The sequence below is a fragment of the Falsirhodobacter deserti genome (genome assembly GCF_004015795.1).
GTDB classification, from domain to species: domain Bacteria; phylum Pseudomonadota; class Alphaproteobacteria; order Rhodobacterales; family Rhodobacteraceae; genus Falsirhodobacter; species Falsirhodobacter deserti.
On the sequence record NZ_ML137218.1, the window covers coordinates 17846 to 36733 of the forward strand.

The following is an 18888-nucleotide window of genomic DNA, read 5'->3' on the forward strand; positions in this document are numbered from 1 at the left end:
GCTTCGGGGCTTTCGCGTCACCCCTTATTGCCCCGCGAGCCACCTCTTCTGACCTTCGGAAAGGGTCGTATTCGGCGTTGGCCGATCCGTCTCGCCAAGGGACAGTGTCACTGAGAGCGGTCAGCTTTGATCGGCCTCGGAATATGGCCCTGTGCTAACCAACGCGGCTCATCAATAAAGTCGCTTCGACGGCCGATCTAGAAGCCGCGCTGCATCTAAGTAGCTGCAGATGCGCATATCGAAGTCACGAACGTCCGCTTCGGGGCTTTCGCGTCACCCCTTATTGCCCCGCGAGCCACCTCTTCTGACCTTCGGAAAGGGTCGTATTCGGCGTTGGCCGATCCGTCTCGCCAAGGGACAGTGTCACTGAGAGCGGTCAGCTTTGATCGGCCTCGAAATATGGCCCTGTGCTATCGATTTGGCGGGTAACAACCGGCTGACGAGGGCGCAGCACGACGGGGTCGGCTGCGCCACTCAAGCTGCCTCAGCCTTTGAACAACGCTACAGCATCCGCGCCCGCGGGGACGCGCATCGGTGCGGTCGGATCGGTTGCCACGCGCCAGATCGCTGCTGTCACGTCTTCCGGTCTGGTCTTTTCGTCATCCGAACCGCTGGTGAGCCGCGCGAAGACCTCCTGAACCATCTCGGAATAGGGCTCCGAGAAGCCGCCCGCCTGCGTCAGCCGTTCGCGGGCATTGGCTGAGAATGAGGTTCCCGGAGCCTGACCGGGCAGAACGACATGGCTTCGGATGCCGAAGGGGGCAAGTTCCAGCGCCATCACTTCGGTCAGTGCATTCACCGCGGCCTTGCTGGCGGTATAGATCGAGAGCAGATCATATGCCTTCAGCGTCACGCTGGAGGTCACGTTTATGATCACCCCCGCGCGGCGGTCGCGGAACTGCGGCAGCACCGCCTGGATCATCGCGATGGTGCCGATGGTGTTGGTTTCGAAGATGTCGCGCACGATGCCGATCGGGGTGCTTTCGACGGCGTTCAGCCAGCCAATGCCCGCATTGTTGACCAGCACGTCGATTTCGCCGGCTGCTGCCACGGCGGCGGCGATGTTTTCAGGGTCGGTGACGTCGAGCGGCAGGATCGTCAGCCGGTCGGAAACGGGGAGAAGATCTGCTTTCGGGTTTCGCATCGTGGCAATGACGGTCCAGCCTTGGGCAAGGAAGTGCCGTGCTGTTTCAAGGCCGAAGCCTGAAGAGCAGCCGGTGATTAGGATGGTGGGCATGACGATGTCCTTTCGCTGTTGCCTGCCTGATCTAGCGGCGATGCGAGCGACTGCCTATAATCCGAAGTCCGCGATGAGTTATCGCCCGTCCAAAATTCGAGCCCGCTATGACCGATCCCCTTACGCAGATCGTGACTCTCCTCCGCCCCGGCGCGCCTTACGCCAAGATCGCCAGCGCCTCGGGTGCTTGGCGGGTGCGCCGGGACGAGGACAGCGTCGTGTTCTACAACCTGACCCTGACCGGTCAGGCACTGCTGGAGGTTGACGGGCGCCCGCCAATCCCGCTGGGTGAGGGCGACTTCGCCCTCATACCGGCCGCACGATGTTTCACCCTCTCCAGCCCCGACCCGGTGCTGCCGCCGGGGCAGTTCACCGAGCCGGTGCTGATCACCCCCGGGCAGGTCCGGATTGGCGATCCTGATCTGCCGGTCACGACGCAGCAGCTGGTCGGTCACTGCACCTTTGCCGCACGGGATGCAGCCCTGTTGCTGACCCTGCTGCCTGATCTGGTAGTCATCCGCGGCGAGGCGCGGCTGGCGACGCTGATCCGTCTGGTAGTGGATGAAGCGCGCGCCGCGCGGCCGGGGCGCGAGGCGGTGCTGGAACGGTTGCTGGAGGTCTTGCTGATCGAGGCATTCCGCGCTTCAAGCGGCATTACCGCGCCCCGGGGGCTGTTGCGTGGCCTGAGCGATCAGCATCTGTCCACCGCGCTGCGGGCGCTGCACACAGAGCCGGCGCGGCCCTGGACGGTGGCGCAACTCGCCAGTTTGGCGGGCCTGTCGCGCTCTGCCTTCTTTGTGCGGTTCGAGCGCGAGGTCGGGCAGTCGCCGATGGCCTATCTGACCGGCTGGCGGATGAGTGTCGCCAAAGACCGGCTTCGGCGTGGTGACGGCACTCTGGCCGAAATCGGCGCCGCGTTGGGCTACGGCTCGGCCAGCGCCTTCAACACGGCTTTTGCACGCGAGACCGGCCAGCCCCCGGGGCAATATGCACTAGCCCTCGCCCAATTCGCGCCCGAGGTGGCGGCAGGCTGAGGGGGTGGGCAAGCCGGTTACGGCCGCCGGTCGATCAATTCCAACGTAGCATCTCACCGCTGCTTCCAATATCTTAAGTTGGGGCCTTGGCACCTTGGCCAACCTTTGTTCGCTGTGGTTGGATTAGACCAGCACGGACAACCTAGGTAGGTTACGGCGGCTGCGAGCTCCCGCAACCACTTCTAATTGCAGACCGGCTCCACCGCCGACACCAGGCCCCGCAACCCGCGGGGCTTTTTGCGTTTGAACCTCCTGCAATGCAAGGATGGACGCAAGATCGCCCACCAGCTCAATGTGATGGCCGTCAGGCGCATTCGTGTCAGGCAACAGGCGCGCCTCCGAAATCAGGCCCCTCAGTGCCTCGGTCGCCTGAAGCTGGATCGCCGGGTTCGACAGGGCCGACGCCAGATCGGCCACCTTTGCGCGATAGCTCTCCGCCAGTCCCGGATGCAGGCGCAGGGCAGGGGGCTTGGGTGCCTCGGCCAGCTCGGACGACAACCGCGCCTTCTCGACCTTCAGCTCCTCCATCCGCGTCTTCATCGATGGGTCATACATCCCGTCCTCAATGGCCGACAGGATCCAACCTAACTAACAGGCCGTTATCTCGGCTTTTACAACAGCCGCCGCCCACACTCCGCGCTTGACGAGAAAACGCCCGATCAGGCCTACTTCAACCAGCCGATGCCCGAAGCGGTGGCGGCGTAACCGAGGCGGAAAATCACTTAGAAAACGCCCGGAACCTGTTCAGACAAACCGAACCACCTCTCATCTGCATTGTCAAGCGCGACGATGTCATCGTGGAATTCGAAGGCGCCAGCGTAATTCGCCCCCTTCTCGTGCAAATCCAACAGCCGGGAAACGCCCCAAGCGGTCTGATAGTCAAACCGATCCAATGCAGTTTGTCCACCCTTCTCACGCTCAGGGACATGCGTTAGAAATTCTTTGACACCCACCATCGGCTCCCGTCTGCGGCGCTACTACATCATACTAGAGGCCGCCGCATTGGAAGGGCAACTTCAGAGAACATCAAGCACGTTTCCAAGTTCATCCTCAGGAGGAACGGGCGGCTATCTAATGGGCGCGGCCTTTTCGACACTCCAGCGGAGGGCACGCAGCTCAGAGGCCTACCGCCAAGGTTTCAGGTAGACCGCTGTATAAGCGCCCGTCTCAGCCACACTAAAGCCGATGTCGCAAGAAAGATGCAACCGCATCTCGCAGTGGTGCGGTGCGGTTGAGTGGCTACTTCGCAGCGCTGCGCTCAATGATGGTCGAGACGGCGATGGGCCGAACGCGAGGGTCTTGCCCGTGCTGGCAGCCCAACTGCGAGTGTCGGCTACGGGGCTCGAGCGTTCGGTTGTCGCTACAACCGCCACCTCAGGAGCGTGACCGAAAAAGCCCTTAAAAAGCCACCCGCAGTTGATCAGCTTGCGATTGCCCCCGGCAGGCTCGCGCGCGTCTTGCGGAAGGTCGTCAGGGCGCGCAGCGACCGGCCGCCGTCGATGGCGGCTAGGTCGAGGATGACGGCGTTCGCCACGGTCATCGGCACGACCAAGGACTGCGACTGCCCCGCCTCTCCGCGCGAGATGGTGATCCCGAGATGCGGCGGTGGCTCAATCCGGAGGCCGCTTGCGTCGCTAAGGAGCAAGACGCGGACACCTCGCTCCGCAGCGACCGCCCGTAGCGCCCGGACCCGCTCTCCAGGACCGCGCAGCGAGACGAGCCACAGCACGTCTTCGGAGGTCCATGTGCTGAGAGACTCGGCAAGGCGCGGGAGGGCCGCGAGGTCTACCGCGTCGTAGCCCGAGCGGCAAAGGCGCAGGGTGATCAAGGCGGACAGAGACGCCGCGTGGCCCAGCCCGAAGGTGAAGATGCGCCGTGCCCCGAGGAGCGTTTGGGCGAAGTCTCTAATGTCAGGGTCCCTCACCGCATGGCGGAGCTGTTGGAGGGCGTCGATCTCGCTGTCGAGGATAGAGGACAGAAGCCCGCCTTCCTCGGCCCGTAACAATCGGGCGGCGATGCGGGTAGCAGGATCCTCAAGGTCGTGCCCCTCCACCATGGCGGCCTGAAGGAATGCGCGGAACTCCGGATAGCCCGCAAAGCCGAGCTTGCGTGCGAGGCGTATGGCCGAGGTCGGATGCACCCCCGCGCGGGCGGAGATGTCCTTGCCGGTGTCCAGCGCAGCGCGCATCGGGTCCTGCATCAGCACATCCAGCAGGCGCGTGTCAGCGCCCGTTAGCCGCGCCGCATGTTGCGCCACGAGATCGCCCAGAACCTTGTTCATCCGGCGACCCGCGTGCCGGTCGCGGTGTCGAACCAGAGCGCGTCATTCGCGTCGTAGCCAATCCAGAAGCTTGCCGTATGCGGCGGCAGCGCCTTGCGTGGGCACGTGACGGACATCGTGCCAAGCGTGGTCTCGCAGCGTATCAGGACCTCCGCACCCGACATCTCGGACATCAGGATCCGCCCCTGGACGGAGGTGCCGTCTGGCTGGCTGGCATGAAGGCGCAGCATCTCGGGCCGCAGGCCGGCGGTCAGGTGAGGGCTGCGGCCAAGCGCCTCGCCCGGCACGAAGTTGATGGCGGGCTGGCCCAGGAAGCCTGCCACGAACATGTTCGCGGGTCGGTCGTAGATCGCATCGGGGGTGTCGAACTGCTGGAGATGCCCGCCCTTCAGCACCGCGATGCGGTCCGCCAGCGACAGCGCCTCCGTCTGGTCGTGGGTGACGTAGACGATGGTGGCGCCCAGTTGGCGGTGCAGGTCCTTGATCTCGGTCCGCAGCGCCACGCGCAAAGCGTTGTCGAGGTTCGACAGCGGCTCGTCCATCAGGAAGATGGAGGTGTCACGCGCCATCGCCCGGCCCATCGCGACCCGCTGGCGCTGCCCGCCCGACAAGGCCCCCGGCTTGCGGTCGAGGAAGGGCGTGAGTTGCAGCACCTCGGCTACCGCCTCGGCCTTGGCACGACGCTGCGCCTTCGGCATGCGGCGCAGCTCCAGCCCGAAGGCGATGTTGTCACGCACGGTCATGTGCGGGTAGAGAGCGTAGTTCTGGAAGATCATCGCGATGTCGCGGTCGCGCGGCGGCAGGGCGTTCACGCGCCGGTCGCTGATCAGGATATCGCCCTCCGCCTCCCGGTCCAGCCCCGCAATCAGGCGCAGCAGGGTGGATTTGCCGCAGCCCGACGGGCCGACGATCACGATGAACTCCCCCTCGCGGATGTCCAGGTCGATGCCGTGCAGGATCTGCGGCCCGTTCGGGTAAGACTTGCGGATGCCGCGCAAGGTGATCGCGCTCATCTTGCGTCCCGGATCGCGATGGCGAGGCTGGGGCGGTCGGTGGTGAAGACCTTTACCCCCAGATCCAGCGCCTTGCTGATCTGCGTCGCCGAATGAGCGGCCCAGCAGCCGAAGGCAAGGCCGGCGGCCTGCACCTCGGCCATGAGGGCCGCGTCCGCCTCGTCGATATGAACCCCGATCTCGGCGATGCCGCGCGCCTGCGCCAGCGCGATGACGCCCCGTGTGCCCACTTGCCGCAGCACGGGCTCGCTGACGAGCCAGAGGCGCGGATGGGGGGCAAGCGCCTCCACGGTGTCCAGCAGGAAGGAGGAGAAGGTCGTCCCCTCCAGCCTCTCATGCGTGGCGAGTTCCACGATCACCTTTGGCACAAAGCCGTCATAGGCGCGGCCATCCGCACCAGGCTTGATCTCGCACCGAAAGGCGACGGGGCTGCCGGCGAAGATACCACAGAATTCCGCCAACGTCAGCGGGTGGCCGCTCTGGCCGTAGTCGATGGTCGCGGCTTGGACCTCAGCCAGCGGCAGGCCCGCGATGGCGCCGGTGCGGTCGGTCGTGCGGTCCAGCGTCGGGTCATGATGGACGACAATGGCCCCGTCGGCGGTGGGGTGAAGATCGAATTCCACCTCCTCCAGCGCCATGCGGGCGGTGGCCTTGAATCCGGCGGGCGTGCTGTCGCCAAATTCGAGCGTGCCGCCACGGTGGGATGCGATGCGGGTCATGTGAGCGTCCTTCATTTCACGGCACCCATGGTGATGCCGCGCACCAGATGCCGTTCCACCAGCAGGAAGCCGGCGAGCACGGGCAGCAGGGTGATGGTGGAGGCCGCCATGATCAGCGGCCAGTCGAGGAACCCCTCGCCAGGGTTGATGCGGTAGAGCCGCGCAAGGCCGACCTGCAGGGTGTAGAGGTCCTTGTCGCCCGTGGCGATCAGCGGCCAGATGTAGTTGTTCCACTCGCCGATAAAGATGAAGAGACCCATCGACAGGATGGCGGGCCGCGCGATGGGCACGATGACGCGCCACAGGACCTGCAAGGGCGTCGCGCCGTCCATGTAGGCGGCTTCGTCCAAGGCCACGGGGATGCCTCGGATGTATTGGCGCAGGAAGAAGGCCGCAAAGCCGTTGGCGACCGCGGGCAGGATCAGCCCGGCATAGCTGTCCAGAAGCCCCGCCTTCGCCAGCGTCAGATAGTTGGGGATCAGGCTGATGTGGCTCGGGATCATCAAGGTCGCGACGACCGCGCCGAAGAGGAGGTTTCCGCCCCGGAAGGAAAAGCGTGCAAAGGCGAAGGCTGCCATCACCGCGACCATCAGCCCCGCCAGCGTGACCACGCCTGACACGATGACGCTGTTCAGGAGGTATCGCGCGAAGCCGAACTGCCCGATGGCGCGGACATAGTTGTCGATCGTGAACTCCATCCCGCCGGTGTAGTAGGCGTCGGAGGTCTGGAACGACATCCAGATGGAGTAGAGCACCGGCGACAGGAAGATCAGCCCCGCGATCAGGGCAAGCGCGTCACGCCTCATAATGCACCCTCCGCCCCAGCACCCGCGCCTTGAAGATCGCCAGCGCCACCAGCAGCACGAAGAGCAGCACCGCGAGCGCCGACCCCTGTCCGATGTCGAAGAGCGAGAAGCCGATCTTGTAGAGCTCCACCACCAACATGTTCGTGGCGCCAGCGGGGCCGCCATGCGTCATCACGTCGACGATGGCGAAGATCTGGAACGCCTCGATCACCGAGACGACGAGCAGGAAGTAGGTCGTGGGCATCACCAGCGGCACCGTTACCCGCCGGAAGACGTGGAAGCGCCGGCCCCCGTCCACGGAGGCGGCGTCATAAAGCTCGGTCGGGATGGCCTGAAGGCCGGCGATGTAGATGATGATGTCGTAGCCGAGCTGCTTCCAGGTGTTGACGATGATGATGACCGCGAGCGCCAGCGTCGGATCCTGTAACCAGCGCAGGCGTGGCAGGCCCACCGCCTCCAGTGCCGCGTTTGCTAGGCCGACATCGGTCGCGAACACCCAAGAGAAGACGACCGCGATCGACACGGTGGAGGTGACGGAGGGCAGGAACAGGGCGGCCCTCAGGATGCGGCTGCCCCGCGTTTCCCGCAGCAGGAGGTTTGCCACGGCCAGCGCCAGCCCCAGCCGGATCGGCACGGAGATGACGACGAAGACGGCCGTCACCCACACCGCCTGCCAAAAGGAGTGCGAGGCGAAGAGCTGGCGGTAGTTCGCAAGCCCCACCCACGGTTTCTCCGGCGACAGGAAATCCCATTCGCGGAACGAGAGGTCAAGGCTCGTCACGATCGGGATGTAGGTGAAGACCGCGATGAAGGCGATCAGCGGCGCGACCAGCAGGTAGGGCGTCAGGCGGGGCATGGCGGATGTCCGAAGGGGCGCGGGCCGGATGCGGCCCGCGCGGAGGATGTCACTGCGACAGGCGGGCAGCCTCGGCGCGGGTCTGGTCCGCGAACTCAGTCATGACCTCGGTCACGTCGCGCTGGCCAAGCGCCATCGCCTGCCAGAGGTCGTATTCCTGCGTCCGCATCCAGGTGACGAAGGGCGGGCGGGCGCGGCCATGGGCCACGTCCAGCTGCTTGATCGCCACGTCGATCCCAGGCTGGCCGGCCATCGCCTCTTTCGCGACCGGTTCTTCCGCCGTCAGCCGGTTGATGGGCATGTAGCCGGTCGTGGCGAACCAGAGGGCGTTCGACTCCGGGCTCGCCGCGAAGCTGATGAACTTGTAGGCCGCGTCCTTCACCTCTTGGTCCGCGCTGTCGAGGATGCCGATCCCGGCGCCCCCGATCGGAACCGAGCAGCCATCGTTGCAGGGCATTGGCAGCACCCTCAGATTGTCCCCAAGCGCGCGGTAGTTTCCGCCGAAGTTGCCGGTGGAGTTGAAGATGATCCCGACTTTGCCCGCGAGGAACTGCTCGCCGCCGCTGTCCTCGTCGGTGACATTGTCCTCGGAGGCGACGTGCTCGTCCTTCACCAGTGAGGCCATCCACTTGTAGGCGTCGATCGTCTTGGGAGTATCCAGCATCACCTCGTTCGTGGTGCGGTCCACGAGGTCGCTGCCGTTGCCCATCACGAGACCCCAGCGGGTAAACTGGCCGGGTGCCGCGATGCCGCGAATGCCGTCCTCCCCCAGACGCTCCTGGATCTGCTTTGCGGCGGCCGTGATTTCGGCGAAGGTGGTCAGCGGCGGCAGTTCGTCGAAGCCCGCGCGCTTGAAGATGTCGCGGTTCACATAGGTGACGGGCGTCGAGGAGTTGAACGGCACGATGTAGTTCTTGCCGTTGTAGATCCCGATCTCCTGCGCGAAGGGGTAGAGGTTCTGCTTCAGCGGATCGGCGTCCATGTAGGGCGTGAGATCCATCAGCACGCCGCGGTCGGCGAAGAGGCCATAGCGCGTGACCTCCATGATGACCGCATCCGGACCGCGCCCGGCGGGGATCGCCGCCTGAAGCTGGGTCACGATCTCCTCGTAGTTGCCGATGTGCTCCGGCTCGATGTGGATGTCGGGGTTGGTCGCCTCGAACCGCTCCACGATGGTGTTCAGCGCTTCTTCGGACTTGCCGCCGAAGCTGTGCCAGAAGGTGACGTCCACTTGCGCCTGCGCCTGCGCCGCGGTGGATGTGAGGAGGGCGGCGACTGCGGCCAGCCCGGCGATGTGCAGTTTCGGTAGCATGATGCAGCCTCGTGCGATTGGAGTTGCAGGAGACCTAGCGGCCAGAGACGACACAAACCTGACCATCGCGTGAAGGATGAATGACAGCCGGGCCTCAGCGGTCAGCGGCGGATTCAACCATGGAACCCGGAGATCAGATCATGCGTCCCACGTCCGAAGCCTTCAGAGAACGATGTAGTAGGGCTTGCGGTTCTCTCCGAGTGGCGGCGTCAGGGATGATGGTGGGACGGAGCGGCCGTTCGCTGCAACGCGGAAGCTATGGGAGTGACGGTCAAGGCTTGAATGGCTTGATCATCCGCCCCGTCAAGGCAGGCTCTACGCTCTTTCTCGATGAGCAGCCTCACTCTTCAGCAGCGCATGAACTCGGGGTAGGAGGGTGGAGTCGTTCGCGTCCCTGCCGAGGGCGACAAGGCCGGATGGAATCCGCAATCGGCCTCGGGTGATGTCGGGGAGGCCCGCTCGTCTTTGCTGGAAGGCATTCGCCACTGAGTGGACGGCCGAAGGGCCATTCCATTATTCTACCTCCGGCACCTAACGTGCAAGCTGCTGAAACGGCACACATCACACGACGAAGGCCTTCGCACGCGCCGGCCCGGCAAGGGCATCCGCGACATGGCCCAGCCCCCGCTCAAGGTCCTGCCGCGTTCTGGCAGCCCCCAGCGTGAGCCGCACCGCTTCGGGCACATCACGCAAGGCAAAGGCATCTGCCTGCACCACACCGACCCCTACGGATCCGAGGCGCGTCGCGAAATCGGCGCGCTTCATTCCGTGCGGCAACTCGAGCCAGACATGGAACGACTCCGGTGGATGCGCTTCGAAGACCTCAGGCAAGATTGCGCACCCGATCTCATGGCGGGCCCGGGTCTCCTTCCGGATCTCCTGCACCACGTGTTCAGCGGTCCCCGTCTGGATCCACTTTGCCGTAACCGAGGCCGTCAGCGATGACACCACGGACGCCGTCGCGCGAAGGGCCGATCCCACGTCCCGAGTATGGCGCAGGCGGCCGGTCGGCAGAACCAGGTGGGCCACGCGCAGGGCCGGGGACAGGCACTTGGCTAGGCCCGCGACATAGAAGACCATTTCGGGCGCAAGAGCGCGCAAGGGCGGCGGCGCCTCCGGAACAAGCGCGCCATAGGCGTCGTCCTCGATAATTGCGATCCCGTATGCCTGCGCGATCCGGAGGATCTCCTGTCGGCGGCCGAGCGACATGGTAAGGGTCGTCGGGTTGTGGAGCGTCGGGTTGCAGTAGAGCGCGGCGTCTGGATGTTTTCGGCATGCAGCCTCCAGCGCCTCCGGGCAGATGCCATCTCCGTCCATCTTTAGGCCGACCAGTTGAATCCGGAGATGATCGGCCGCCGTTATCATGCCGGGATAGGTTAGCTCGGCCGACAGGACGGTCCCGCCCGAAGGGACGAGAGCCGTCAGAAGAGCGAAGATTGCACCCTGCGCTCCGGAAGAGAGTAGCACGTCATCAGCACCGATACCGGGGATGCGCGGTGCAAGCCATCTTGCACCGGTCTCGCGGTCATCCAGCGTGCCGCCGGGGACATGGTAGTGCAACAGCGTGTCGAGACCGTCGCCTCCGTCCGGCCGGACCCCGGACAGGGATGAGATGTCCGACCACATGGCCCGTGATACCGCGTCGTTCACAAAACGTGGTGGAAGGTTCATGGTCATGTCGACGGTCAGGCTGTCGGGTTGCGGATCCCGCGTCACCTCATCCTGCTGCAGTCTTCGCACGAAGGTGCCCTGACCGGCACGGCCTTCGATGAGGCCCCGGCGGCGCGCCTCGGTATAGGCGCGGGTGACGGTCGTGAAGTCCACGCCTAACGCATCCCCAAGAGCACGCTGCGCCGGAAGCTTTGCGCCGTTCTTGAGCTGCCCGCTCCGGATGTCGCGCTCCAAGGCTTCAGCGATGAGCAGGTAGAGCGCCCCGGCATCGCGATCGATGTTCGGGACCCAAGACAAGGCGTGGCTCGATTTCGCGGCTGTCATGCGATTTCACCTGTTGCATGTAGGTGTATGTCTATTGTAAGTCTAGCTGCATGTAAGTATATGCACATCGTGACGTCAACCCATACATACATCGTTGTCGTCCTCGTCATTCAGCCGTAGCTCTCAAGGACGCAAGTCTCATGGCCACATACGATGCAGAATTTCAAGCCGCCCTGTCGAAACTGAGGGACGAGCGGCGCTACAGGACCTTCCGTTCCATCCGAATGAAGGAAGGTAGCCGTCCTGAAGCCCTTTGGGAGAAGCCTGGTGGGACAGCGCGCGACGTGACCGTCTGGTGCTCGAACGACTATCTTGGCCTCTCGCAGCACCCCAAGGTCCTCGAAGCGGTCACCGACGCCGTATTGATGTATGGAGCCGGTGTAGGTGGGACGCGCAACATTTCCGGCACGCACCCCGCCCACCTGCAGCTGGAGCGTGGACTTGCCGCTTGGCATGGCAAAGAAGCGGCGCTTCTCTTCTCGTCCGGCTGGGTGGCGAACCTGTCGGCCTTGGGCACGCTGGGCCGGATCCTGCCCGACTGCGTCATCTTCTCGGATGCCGGGAACCACAACTCGATGATCGAGGGGATGAAGCGATCTGGCGCCACGGTTCGGATCTTCCGTCACAATGATGTCGAGCACCTGGCCGAACTTCTGGCCGAGACGTCGGCCGGCCACAGCAAGCTGATCGCGTTCGAAAGCGTCTACAGCATGGACGGCTCGATCGCCCCGATCCGGGAGATCTGTGATCTCGCCGAGCAGCACGGCGCCTTTACCTTCCTTGACGAGGTCCATGCGGTCGGCCTCTATGGTCCCGCTGGCGCAGGTGTGGCAGCGCGCGACGGGGTTGCCGATCGCATCACCATGATCCAGGGGACGCTTGCGAAGGCCTTCGGCCTTGTCGGCGGCTACATCGCCGGAAGCAGCGCTGCGGTCGACACCGTGCGCTCCTATGCGGAAAGCTTCATCTTCACCTCGTCGTTGCCGGCCTACATCGCGGCCGGTGCGTCGGCTTCGTTGGAGATCATCAAAGGCGCCGATCTGCTGCGGGAACGCATGTTCCGGCAGATCCGGAAGCTACGTGATCGCCTTGACTACTCTGGCATCCCGACCCTCGACGGAGAAACACAGGTCGTTCCCGTCATGATCGGTGACGCCCGGCAGGCCTCTCTCACCAGCGAACTGCTGCTGGAAGTGTCCGGCATCTACGCCCAACCGATCAACTACCCTACCGTGCCGCGCGGCACAGAACGCCTGAGGCTAACGCCGTCGCCGCAGCACACCGACGATCACATCGACGCGCTTGTCAATTCGCTCGAAGCGCTTGGCACAGAGATGGGCTGGCGGCGGAAGGATCGATGGGGTGCCCAGAGGCACAGCTGATCATCCGGTTCTTCGTTCGTCGGCGGAACACCATGCAACCAAGGGTCGGTTAGAATTGACCCTTCCGCCGGTGCATTTTCACTATCTGCCAACACGCGCAGGACTTGGGCAAGGAGGCAATACCCACATGACCCAATGTGCCATAACTTCACCAGAGCACATCCTTGCTCCTTGGGATAAAAGGGGGGGGCGGACATGACGTTCTTCGGTTTGTCTGCCGAACTTCTCGCACGGATCCAGTTCGGCTTCACGATCTCGTTCCACTTCATCTTCCCCGCCATGTCGATCGGGACGGCGAGCTATCTCGCGGTCCTGAATGCGCTGTGGCTCTGGAAGCGCGACGAGTCCTACCTGAAGCTCTTCGAATACTGGAAGACGATCTTCGCCGTGACCTTCGGCATGGGCGTCGTGTCGGGCATCGTGATGAGCTATCAATTCGGCACGAACTGGTCCGTTTTCTCGGAAAAGGCCGGGTCGATCATCGGACCGCTGATGGGTTACGAGGTCCTGACCGCCTTCTTCCTTGAAGCCGGCTTCCTCGGGATCGCCCTTTTCGGCCGAAACCGCGTCGGCGAGCGCATGCACATGGTCGCCGTTGCGATGGTCGCGATCGGCACGCTGATCTCGGCCACCTGGATCACCTCGGCCAACAGCTGGATGCACACGCCTGTCGGCTACTCTATCGACGCGAACGGAATATTCCATCCCGAGGACTGGTGGGCGATCGTCTTCAACCCGTCCTTCCCCTACCGTATGGTGCACACCGTGCTGGCCGCTTTCCTCACGACGGCGTTCGTGGTTGGGGGTGTCGGCGCCTGGCACCTGCTGCGCGACCGGACGAACCGTCAGGCCAAGATCATGTTCTCGATGGCCATGTGGATGGCGGCGCTGATGACGCCGGTCCAGATCTTCGTCGGAGACATGCACGGCCTGAACACGCTGGAACATCAGCCCGCGAAGATCGCGGCGATGGAGGGTCACTACGAAACACACCCGAACGGCGCCCCGCTGATCCTTTTCGGATTGCCGGATGACGAGGCGGAGGTCACCCGTTATGCGATCGAGATCCCGAAGCTTGGATCTCTAATCCTCAAGCATGACCCGAACGCTGAAATCAAAGGTCTGAAAGAATTTTCCCGGGAAGATCGACCACCCGCCCTGATGCCGTTCTTCACCTTCCGCATCATGGTCGCGCTCGGCATGGCGATGCTGGCCGTTGGCATGTGGTCGCTCTGGTGTCGCTGGCGCGGGACCCTCTACAAGAACCGGTTGCTGCACCGCGCAGCGCTGCTGATGGGTCCGTCTGGTCTCGTGGCCGTTCTGGCGGGATGGTATACGACCGAAGTCGGCCGCCAGCCCTACACAATCTACGGTCTCATGAGAACATCGGACAGCATTTCGCCCCTGTCGGCGCAGTCTGTCGGCACGTCGCTCATCGCGTTCATCCTGGTCTACTTCGCGGTCTTTGGCATCGGTTCCGTCTACCTGATCAAGCTGATGCGGCGGCCGCCGGTGATGATCGAGGATCACGAGTTGGACAAGGGACCTATCCGCACGGCCGGCATCACACCCGGCCCCGCGCAACAGGAAACTGATGGAGGAGACGGCCATGTGGTTTGATTACTCGGTAATTTGGGCTGCCATCATCGCTTTCGCGGTCCTCGCCTACGTGGTCTTGGATGGCTTCGACCTCGGAGTCGGCATCCTCTTCCCGTTCTTCCCTGAGCGGCGTGACCGGGATGTCATGACGAACTCGATCGCACCGGTCTGGGATGGAAACGAAACCTGGCTGGTGCTTGGGGGCGGCGGCCTGATGGCCGTCTTCCCCGTCGCCTACGCCACGATCCTCCCGGCTCTTTACGGGCCGATCATCGCCATGCTGCTGGCGCTGATCTTCCGGGGAGTGGCATTCGAGTTCCGCTGGCGGACTCACGCGACATCCCGCTTCTGGGACCGGGCCTTTTGTCTCGGCTCCATCGTTGCCGCGTTCACCCAAGGCATTGCTGTAGGCGCGCTGGTGCAGGGTATCACGGTCGAAGATCGGGCTTTCGCGGGCGGAACGTGGGACTGGCTTTCGCCCTTCTCCCTTACGACCGGCGTCGCGGTTCTTGTCGGTTACACTCTTTTGGGAGCGACCTGGCTCAACTTGAAGACTTCGGGTGACCTGCAAGCGAAAGCTCACAAGCTTGCGCTTTGGTCCTGTGCCGCGATGTTCGTGCTGATCGGCGTCATCTCGATCTGGACGCCGTTCATTCACGAGATCTACTTCGAGCGTTGGTTCAGCTGGCCTACGGCCTTCTTCTCGGCACTGGTGCCAGCCTTGCTGCTGATCTGCGGTTACGCGCTTTGGCATGGGCTAAAGACCGACAAACACCTGCAGCCGTTCCTTGCGGCGTTGGGCCTTTTCCTGCTGAGTTTCACTGGTCTCGGGATCAGCTTCTACCCTTACATCGTTCCGGGTGCGCTTACGATCCAGGAGGCTTCCGCACCCACCGAATCCCTGACCTTCCTGCTTGTAGGGGCGGCGGTCCTCATCCCTACAATTTTGGCCTATACCGGTTACGCCTACTGGGTGTTCCGCGGGAAGATCGACCCGGAAGAAGGATATCACTAATGTCGGATGCAGTTCGAAAAGGACTTTGGTTCGTTGGCCTTTGGCTGGCGGGGGTTGGCACGGTAACGGTTGTAGGGCTGATCATCCGCCTCTTCTTGGCTTAGCCTGAGACTGAGACTAAGCGACCCGCAGCATCCCAGATGCTGCGGGTTATGATCATTCACACTGAACGTCTCTCTGCCACCAACCTCATCGAAAAGCCCCGTGGAGCCGCGCTAAAGTGTGGAGGTGATCCCAAGCTTCTCGTCATGAACACGCTGGCTGGCGGATCAGGGGAATGTGGGGATAGTGCATGCAGACTTGTTGCATGCAGCGACCACGTCATGGGGGAGACCGCATCGTGCGCTGGTCGCCCCGGTCCTAGAGCTAGTTGGAAGGTGAAAAGTCATTAGCCTGTCTTGCTGCACCTGCAGCATCAACACAGGCCCTGAATGACCGGTTTGGGGCTTTCGTGTCACCCCTTATTGCCCCGCGAGCCACCTCTTCTGACCTTCGGAAAGGGTCGTATGCGGCGTTGGCCGATCCGTCTCGCCAAGGGACAGTGGCACTGAGAGCGGTCAGCTTTGATCGGCCTCGAAATATGGTCGGACAAGAGCCGCAGAATGGAGTTCCGCTTCGAGCCATAGCCTGACAGATTGGGAAAACGTGTAACCTTTCGGTCATGGCTAGCCTTGGCAGCCTTTCAAGCTAGCTGGTTCATCGTGCTGTTGGTCCGACCTTTTTCGGGATCCGGAGGCGTCGAAACGCCGCCTTGCCAACGGCCATGCAGATCCACGTGGCATCCTTGGAAGGAGAATGACAATGGCGGGGGAGACACCCGAAAGCAGCTCGGAAGGCCGCATTGACCGGTTGGAGGGTATGCTGATCGCGCATCGTCAGGTTCTGGCCCAGATGATCGCGCTAGTGAATGATAACCAATTGGCGGACCGGTTGGAGGATCGTGCTGTTCTTCGGGACGGGCAGGAGGATCCGGGTGCCGTTCCCACCGATGGTGTGGCGACGGGACTGGCTATTGCCGAGGAAGTCTCTCGCCTGCTCAGCCTCGCGCGCGTTGCTCGTCAGCCTGCGCCGGACGAAGATGTGGGATGACAGCGATGATGCGGAAGCGGCCACGCATTGTTATCGTCGGTGGCGGGTTCGGCGGCATTGCTTGTGCGCGGCAACTGGGCGGCGCGGATGCGGATGTTCTGCTTCTTGATCGCCGGAACCACAGTCTGTTCACGCCGCTGCTGTATCAGGTTGCCACGGCGGCTCTTTCCCCGTCTGATATCGCAGAGCCCATTCGCAAGGCACTTGGCCGCTGGAAGAACATCCGCGTGCAGATGGCCGAGGTCACCGGCGTGGACAGCGCCGCCCGCGAAGTGACGGTGAAGGATGGGGCTCCGATCAGCTATGACTACCTCGTGCTGGCGACGGGCTCCGACTACGACTATTTCGGGCATGATGATTGGCGCACCCATGCCCCCGGCCTGAAAACGGTGAACGAGGCACGGGTGATCCGCCAACGGCTTCTTCTGTCGTATGAACAGGCTGAAGCGACGGATGATCCCGACCTGCGGCGTGCCCTTCTGACCCATGTCGTGGTCGGCGGTGGCCCCACCGGGGTGGAGATGGCGGGCGCGATGGTTGAACTTGGCCGTCACATGATCCCGCGCGATTTCCGCAACATTCGCCCTGCCGATCTGCGCGTCATGCTGATCGAAGCCGGCCCGCGTCTGTTGTCGGCTTTTCCCGAAGAACTCTCCGACTATGCGCGCGATTATCTGGTGCGCCATGGGGTCGAGGTTGTCACCAACACCCCGGTGGAGGCGATGACGGACAGTTCGGTGACCATGGGCGGCGAGACCATTCAGGTCGGTTCCGTCGTCTGGGGGGCGGGGGTGCGCGGATCGCCTGCCGCGCAATGGCTGGGGGTGCAGACGCATCGCGGCAACCGGATGCCCGTCGCGCGTGACATGACCGTTGAAGGCTATCCCGGCATCTATGCCCTTGGTGACACGGCAGCCATGCCCGCCGATGATGGCAAGCCGCTGCCGGCGCTTGCGCAGGTGGCCAAGCAGCAGGGCGAACATTTGGGTCGCGCCCTGCGGGCCCTGATCGAGAGGGGGGAGCCTGTGCCAGCTTTCACCTTCCGCAACCGCGGCAACACCGCCGTGGTGGGGCGCAACGCGGCCGTTTTCGATTTCGGCAAGCGGCGCATGAAGGGCCGTTTGGCATGGTATCTTTGGGCGCTGGTTCACGTTTATCTTCTGATCAACGCGGAAAAGCGGGTTCTGGTCACGATCCAATGGGTCTGGCGCTATCTGACACGCCAGCGCGGTGCCCGCCTGATCGATGAAACACCGCCACAGGTTCCTGCCGCCACCTCGCCCGGGGTGGCGCCGAAGCCCGAAGTTCACTGAACGGGAACATGCGCGTGGCACGATCGTTGCCCCTCAGGATGCCGGAGGAGGTCATATGATCCCGCCACGTTTGCACGCCACGTTGGACGCCGTTTCCGTTGCCGCGCTGATTGCAGGGCCATCGCTTCTGGGCTGGCCCCGCCGTGCCGTTCGCCCGCTTGCCCTGGCAGGCCTGGGTGTTGCCGCTTACAGCCTTGCCACACGCTATCGTCGCGGCAGTTCCGGCGCACTGACATTGGCTGAACACCGGGTGCTGGATGCAGCCCAGGGCATTGCCGTTGCAGGAACGGCCCTTTCGGAACCTGATCGGGTAATCCGGCAGGCGATGATGGGCTATGCGGCTTTCTCGTTCGCTGCCGCACTGCTGACCTCGCCCGAGGGGCCGAAGGGCGTCCCGTTGCCGCGCGCGGCATGGGCACCTGCCACGCGCAGGGGGGATGTGTGGGAACTGGCGCCCGATCTTGCGTATCTGCGCCTTGGCATCGTCAACGTGGCCTTTATCGGCACATCCGATGATTGGGTTCTGGTGGATGCCGGCCTGCCCGGAACGGCAGGGGCCATCCTTTCCGCGGCACGGCGGCGCTTCGGCAACGTGCCGCCCCGCGCCATCCTTATGACGCATGGCCACTTCGATCATGTGGGCGCGCTGCGGACGCTTGCGGATCATTGGCAGGTGCCGGTCTTCGCGCACCCGCAGGAACGCCCATTCCTTGATGGCACCCGTTCCTATCCCCCGGCCGCGCCCGAGGTGGGCGGCGGCATGATGGCCACCACCTCCCCCGTGTTCCCGCGCAGCCCCGTTGATGTTTCGGACCATCTGCACGATCTGCCGGTCCATGGCTCGATTCCCCATCTGGATGGCTGGTCGTGGATCCACACACCCGGTCACGCCCCCGGTCACGTGTCGCTCTGGCACGAGGGGCGGCGCGTGCTTCTTTCGGGTGACGCCATCGTGACGACGCGGCAGGAATCGGCCTGTGGTGCCGCGATGCAGATGCCGGAGCTTCATGGCCCTCCCGCCTACTTCACCTCCGACTGGCAAGCGGCTGCGGCATCGGTGCGGCGGCTGCGCGATCTGGATCCTGCCCTGATCGTGGCAGGTCACGGTCATGCCGTGGCAGGTCCGCACATGACGGCAGCGCTGGATCTTCTGGCGCACAGGTTTAGGGAACTGGGTCTTCCCGCTACCAGCCGATACCTGACTGGCAGGGGCGGCGCATAACACTAGATGCGGAAA

The 18888-nt window shown here is 63.6% G+C and carries 17 protein-coding genes; 7 read left to right on the plus strand and 10 right to left on the minus strand.

All coding sequences use genetic code 11. The annotated features are described in order from the left end of the window. Positions 1-484: 484 nt before the first annotated feature. Entirely contained in the window at positions 485-1237 is a 753-nt protein-coding gene (locus JX25_RS00095) for an SDR family oxidoreductase (RefSeq protein WP_128253111.1), read from the minus strand. Positions 1238-1344: 107 nt separating this feature from the next. On the opposite strand from JX25_RS00095, the gene JX25_RS00100 reads away from it, so the two are divergent. Further along, entirely contained in the window at positions 1345-2271 is a 927-nt protein-coding gene (locus JX25_RS00100) for an AraC family transcriptional regulator (RefSeq protein WP_128253112.1), read from the plus strand. 123 nt (positions 2272-2394) lie between these two features. Here the strand turns inward: JX25_RS00100 and JX25_RS00105 are convergent, their stop codons facing one another. From JX25_RS00105 to JX25_RS00145, 9 genes are all read right to left on the minus strand, one after another. After that, positions 2395-2826 carry a hypothetical protein gene (locus JX25_RS00105; RefSeq protein WP_128253113.1) on the minus strand — a complete coding sequence of 144 codons (432 nt, stop codon included), beginning with the start codon at positions 2824-2826 and terminating at the stop codon, positions 2395-2397. Between the two features lie 167 nt (positions 2827-2993). Beyond that, positions 2994-3224 (minus strand): dsDNA nuclease domain-containing protein, encoded by a 231-nt coding sequence (locus tag JX25_RS00110; RefSeq protein WP_164876008.1) that lies wholly within the window; start codon positions 3222-3224, stop codon positions 2994-2996. 467 nt (positions 3225-3691) lie between these two features. Further along, entirely contained in the window at positions 3692-4552 is an 861-nt protein-coding gene (locus JX25_RS00115) for a MurR/RpiR family transcriptional regulator (protein WP_128253115.1), read from the minus strand. Next, entirely contained in the window at positions 4549-5565 is a 1017-nt protein-coding gene (locus tag JX25_RS00120) for an ABC transporter ATP-binding protein (RefSeq protein ID WP_128253116.1), read from the minus strand. The genes JX25_RS00115 and JX25_RS00120 overlap by 4 nt, the downstream gene beginning before the upstream one ends. After that, complete coding sequence (locus JX25_RS00125) at positions 5562-6284, minus strand: glycerophosphodiester phosphodiesterase family protein (RefSeq protein ID WP_128253117.1); 723 nt, start codon at positions 6282-6284, stop codon at positions 5562-5564. The genes JX25_RS00120 and JX25_RS00125 overlap by 4 nt, the downstream gene beginning before the upstream one ends. 11 nt (positions 6285-6295) lie before the next feature. After that, positions 6296-7090 (minus strand): carbohydrate ABC transporter permease, encoded by a 795-nt coding sequence (locus JX25_RS00130; protein WP_128253118.1) that lies wholly within the window; start codon positions 7088-7090, stop codon positions 6296-6298. Then, positions 7080-7946: a carbohydrate ABC transporter permease gene (locus JX25_RS00135; RefSeq protein WP_128253119.1), complete on the minus strand. Its 867-nt coding sequence runs from the start codon at positions 7944-7946 to the stop codon at positions 7080-7082. The genes JX25_RS00130 and JX25_RS00135 overlap by 11 nt, the downstream gene beginning before the upstream one ends. 49 nt (positions 7947-7995) lie before the next feature. Next, a complete protein-coding gene (locus JX25_RS00140; RefSeq protein WP_128253120.1) occupies positions 7996-9258 on the minus strand; it encodes an ABC transporter substrate-binding protein in 1263 nt (420 codons plus the stop codon). A gap of 561 nt (positions 9259-9819) precedes the next feature. Then, positions 9820-11253, minus strand: a complete 1434-nt coding sequence (locus JX25_RS00145) for an aminotransferase-like domain-containing protein (RefSeq protein WP_128253121.1) — start codon at positions 11251-11253, stop codon at positions 9820-9822. 140 nt (positions 11254-11393) lie between these two features. On the opposite strand from JX25_RS00145, the gene hemA reads away from it, so the two are divergent. The 6 genes from hemA to JX25_RS00175 all read left to right on the plus strand — a co-directional run bounded on the left by hemA (position 11394) and on the right by JX25_RS00175 (position 18873). Continuing rightward, the gene (hemA, locus tag JX25_RS00150) at positions 11394-12635 is read left to right on the plus strand and encodes a 5-aminolevulinate synthase (protein ID WP_128253122.1); all 1242 of its coding nucleotides are present in this window, start codon (positions 11394-11396) and stop codon (positions 12633-12635) included. Between the two features lie 195 nt (positions 12636-12830). After that, entirely contained in the window at positions 12831-14255 is a 1425-nt protein-coding gene (locus tag JX25_RS00155; protein ID WP_128253123.1) for a cytochrome ubiquinol oxidase subunit I, read from the plus strand. After that, positions 14245-15249, plus strand: coding sequence for a cytochrome d ubiquinol oxidase subunit II (cydB, locus tag JX25_RS00160; RefSeq protein WP_128255119.1), 1005 nt, complete (start codon positions 14245-14247; stop codon positions 15247-15249). Before JX25_RS00155 ends, cydB begins: the two co-directional genes overlap by 11 nt. 801 nt (positions 15250-16050) lie before the next feature. Beyond that, positions 16051-16338 (plus strand): hypothetical protein, encoded by a 288-nt coding sequence (locus tag JX25_RS00165; protein WP_206611499.1) that lies wholly within the window; start codon positions 16051-16053, stop codon positions 16336-16338. Next, positions 16335-17651 (plus strand): NAD(P)/FAD-dependent oxidoreductase, encoded by a 1317-nt coding sequence (locus tag JX25_RS00170; RefSeq protein WP_128253124.1) that lies wholly within the window; start codon positions 16335-16337, stop codon positions 17649-17651. Before JX25_RS00165 ends, JX25_RS00170 begins: the two co-directional genes overlap by 4 nt. Positions 17652-17706: 55 nt before the next feature. After that, the gene (locus JX25_RS00175) at positions 17707-18873 is read left to right on the plus strand and encodes an MBL fold metallo-hydrolase (protein ID WP_206611500.1); all 1167 of its coding nucleotides are present in this window, start codon (positions 17707-17709) and stop codon (positions 18871-18873) included. Positions 18874-18888 lie beyond the last annotated feature (15 nt).

Excerpts from the sequence above, each read along its gene's own strand:
- JX25_RS00095 (WP_128253111.1), bottom strand. The coding sequence starts at position 1,237 with ATGCCCACCATCCTAATCACCGGCTGCTCTTCAGGCTTCGGCCTTGAA.
- JX25_RS00100 (WP_128253112.1), top strand. The coding sequence starts at position 1,345 with ATGACCGATCCCCTTACGCAGATCGTGACTCTCCTCCGCCCCGGCGCG.
- JX25_RS00105 (WP_128253113.1), bottom strand. The coding sequence starts at position 2,826 with ATGTATGACCCATCGATGAAGACGCGGATGGAGGAGCTGAAGGTCGAG.
- JX25_RS00115 (WP_128253115.1), bottom strand. The coding sequence starts at position 4,552 with ATGAACAAGGTTCTGGGCGATCTCGTGGCGCAACATGCGGCGCGGCTA.
- JX25_RS00120 (WP_128253116.1), bottom strand. The coding sequence starts at position 5,565 with ATGAGCGCGATCACCTTGCGCGGCATCCGCAAGTCTTACCCGAACGGG.
- JX25_RS00125 (WP_128253117.1), bottom strand. The coding sequence starts at position 6,284 with ATGACCCGCATCGCATCCCACCGTGGCGGCACGCTCGAATTTGGCGAC.
- JX25_RS00130 (WP_128253118.1), bottom strand. The coding sequence starts at position 7,090 with ATGAGGCGTGACGCGCTTGCCCTGATCGCGGGGCTGATCTTCCTGTCG.
- JX25_RS00135 (WP_128253119.1), bottom strand. The coding sequence starts at position 7,946 with ATGCCCCGCCTGACGCCCTACCTGCTGGTCGCGCCGCTGATCGCCTTC.
- JX25_RS00140 (WP_128253120.1), bottom strand. The coding sequence starts at position 9,258 with ATGCTACCGAAACTGCACATCGCCGGGCTGGCCGCAGTCGCCGCCCTC.
- JX25_RS00145 (WP_128253121.1), bottom strand. The coding sequence starts at position 11,253 with ATGACAGCCGCGAAATCGAGCCACGCCTTGTCTTGGGTCCCGAACATC.
- hemA (WP_128253122.1), top strand. The coding sequence starts at position 11,394 with ATGGCCACATACGATGCAGAATTTCAAGCCGCCCTGTCGAAACTGAGG.
- JX25_RS00155 (WP_128253123.1), top strand. The coding sequence starts at position 12,831 with ATGACGTTCTTCGGTTTGTCTGCCGAACTTCTCGCACGGATCCAGTTC.
- cydB (WP_128255119.1), top strand. The coding sequence starts at position 14,245 with ATGTGGTTTGATTACTCGGTAATTTGGGCTGCCATCATCGCTTTCGCG.
- JX25_RS00165 (WP_206611499.1), top strand. The coding sequence starts at position 16,051 with ATGGCGGGGGAGACACCCGAAAGCAGCTCGGAAGGCCGCATTGACCGG.
- JX25_RS00170 (WP_128253124.1), top strand. The coding sequence starts at position 16,335 with ATGACAGCGATGATGCGGAAGCGGCCACGCATTGTTATCGTCGGTGGC.
- JX25_RS00175 (WP_206611500.1), top strand. The coding sequence starts at position 17,707 with ATGATCCCGCCACGTTTGCACGCCACGTTGGACGCCGTTTCCGTTGCC.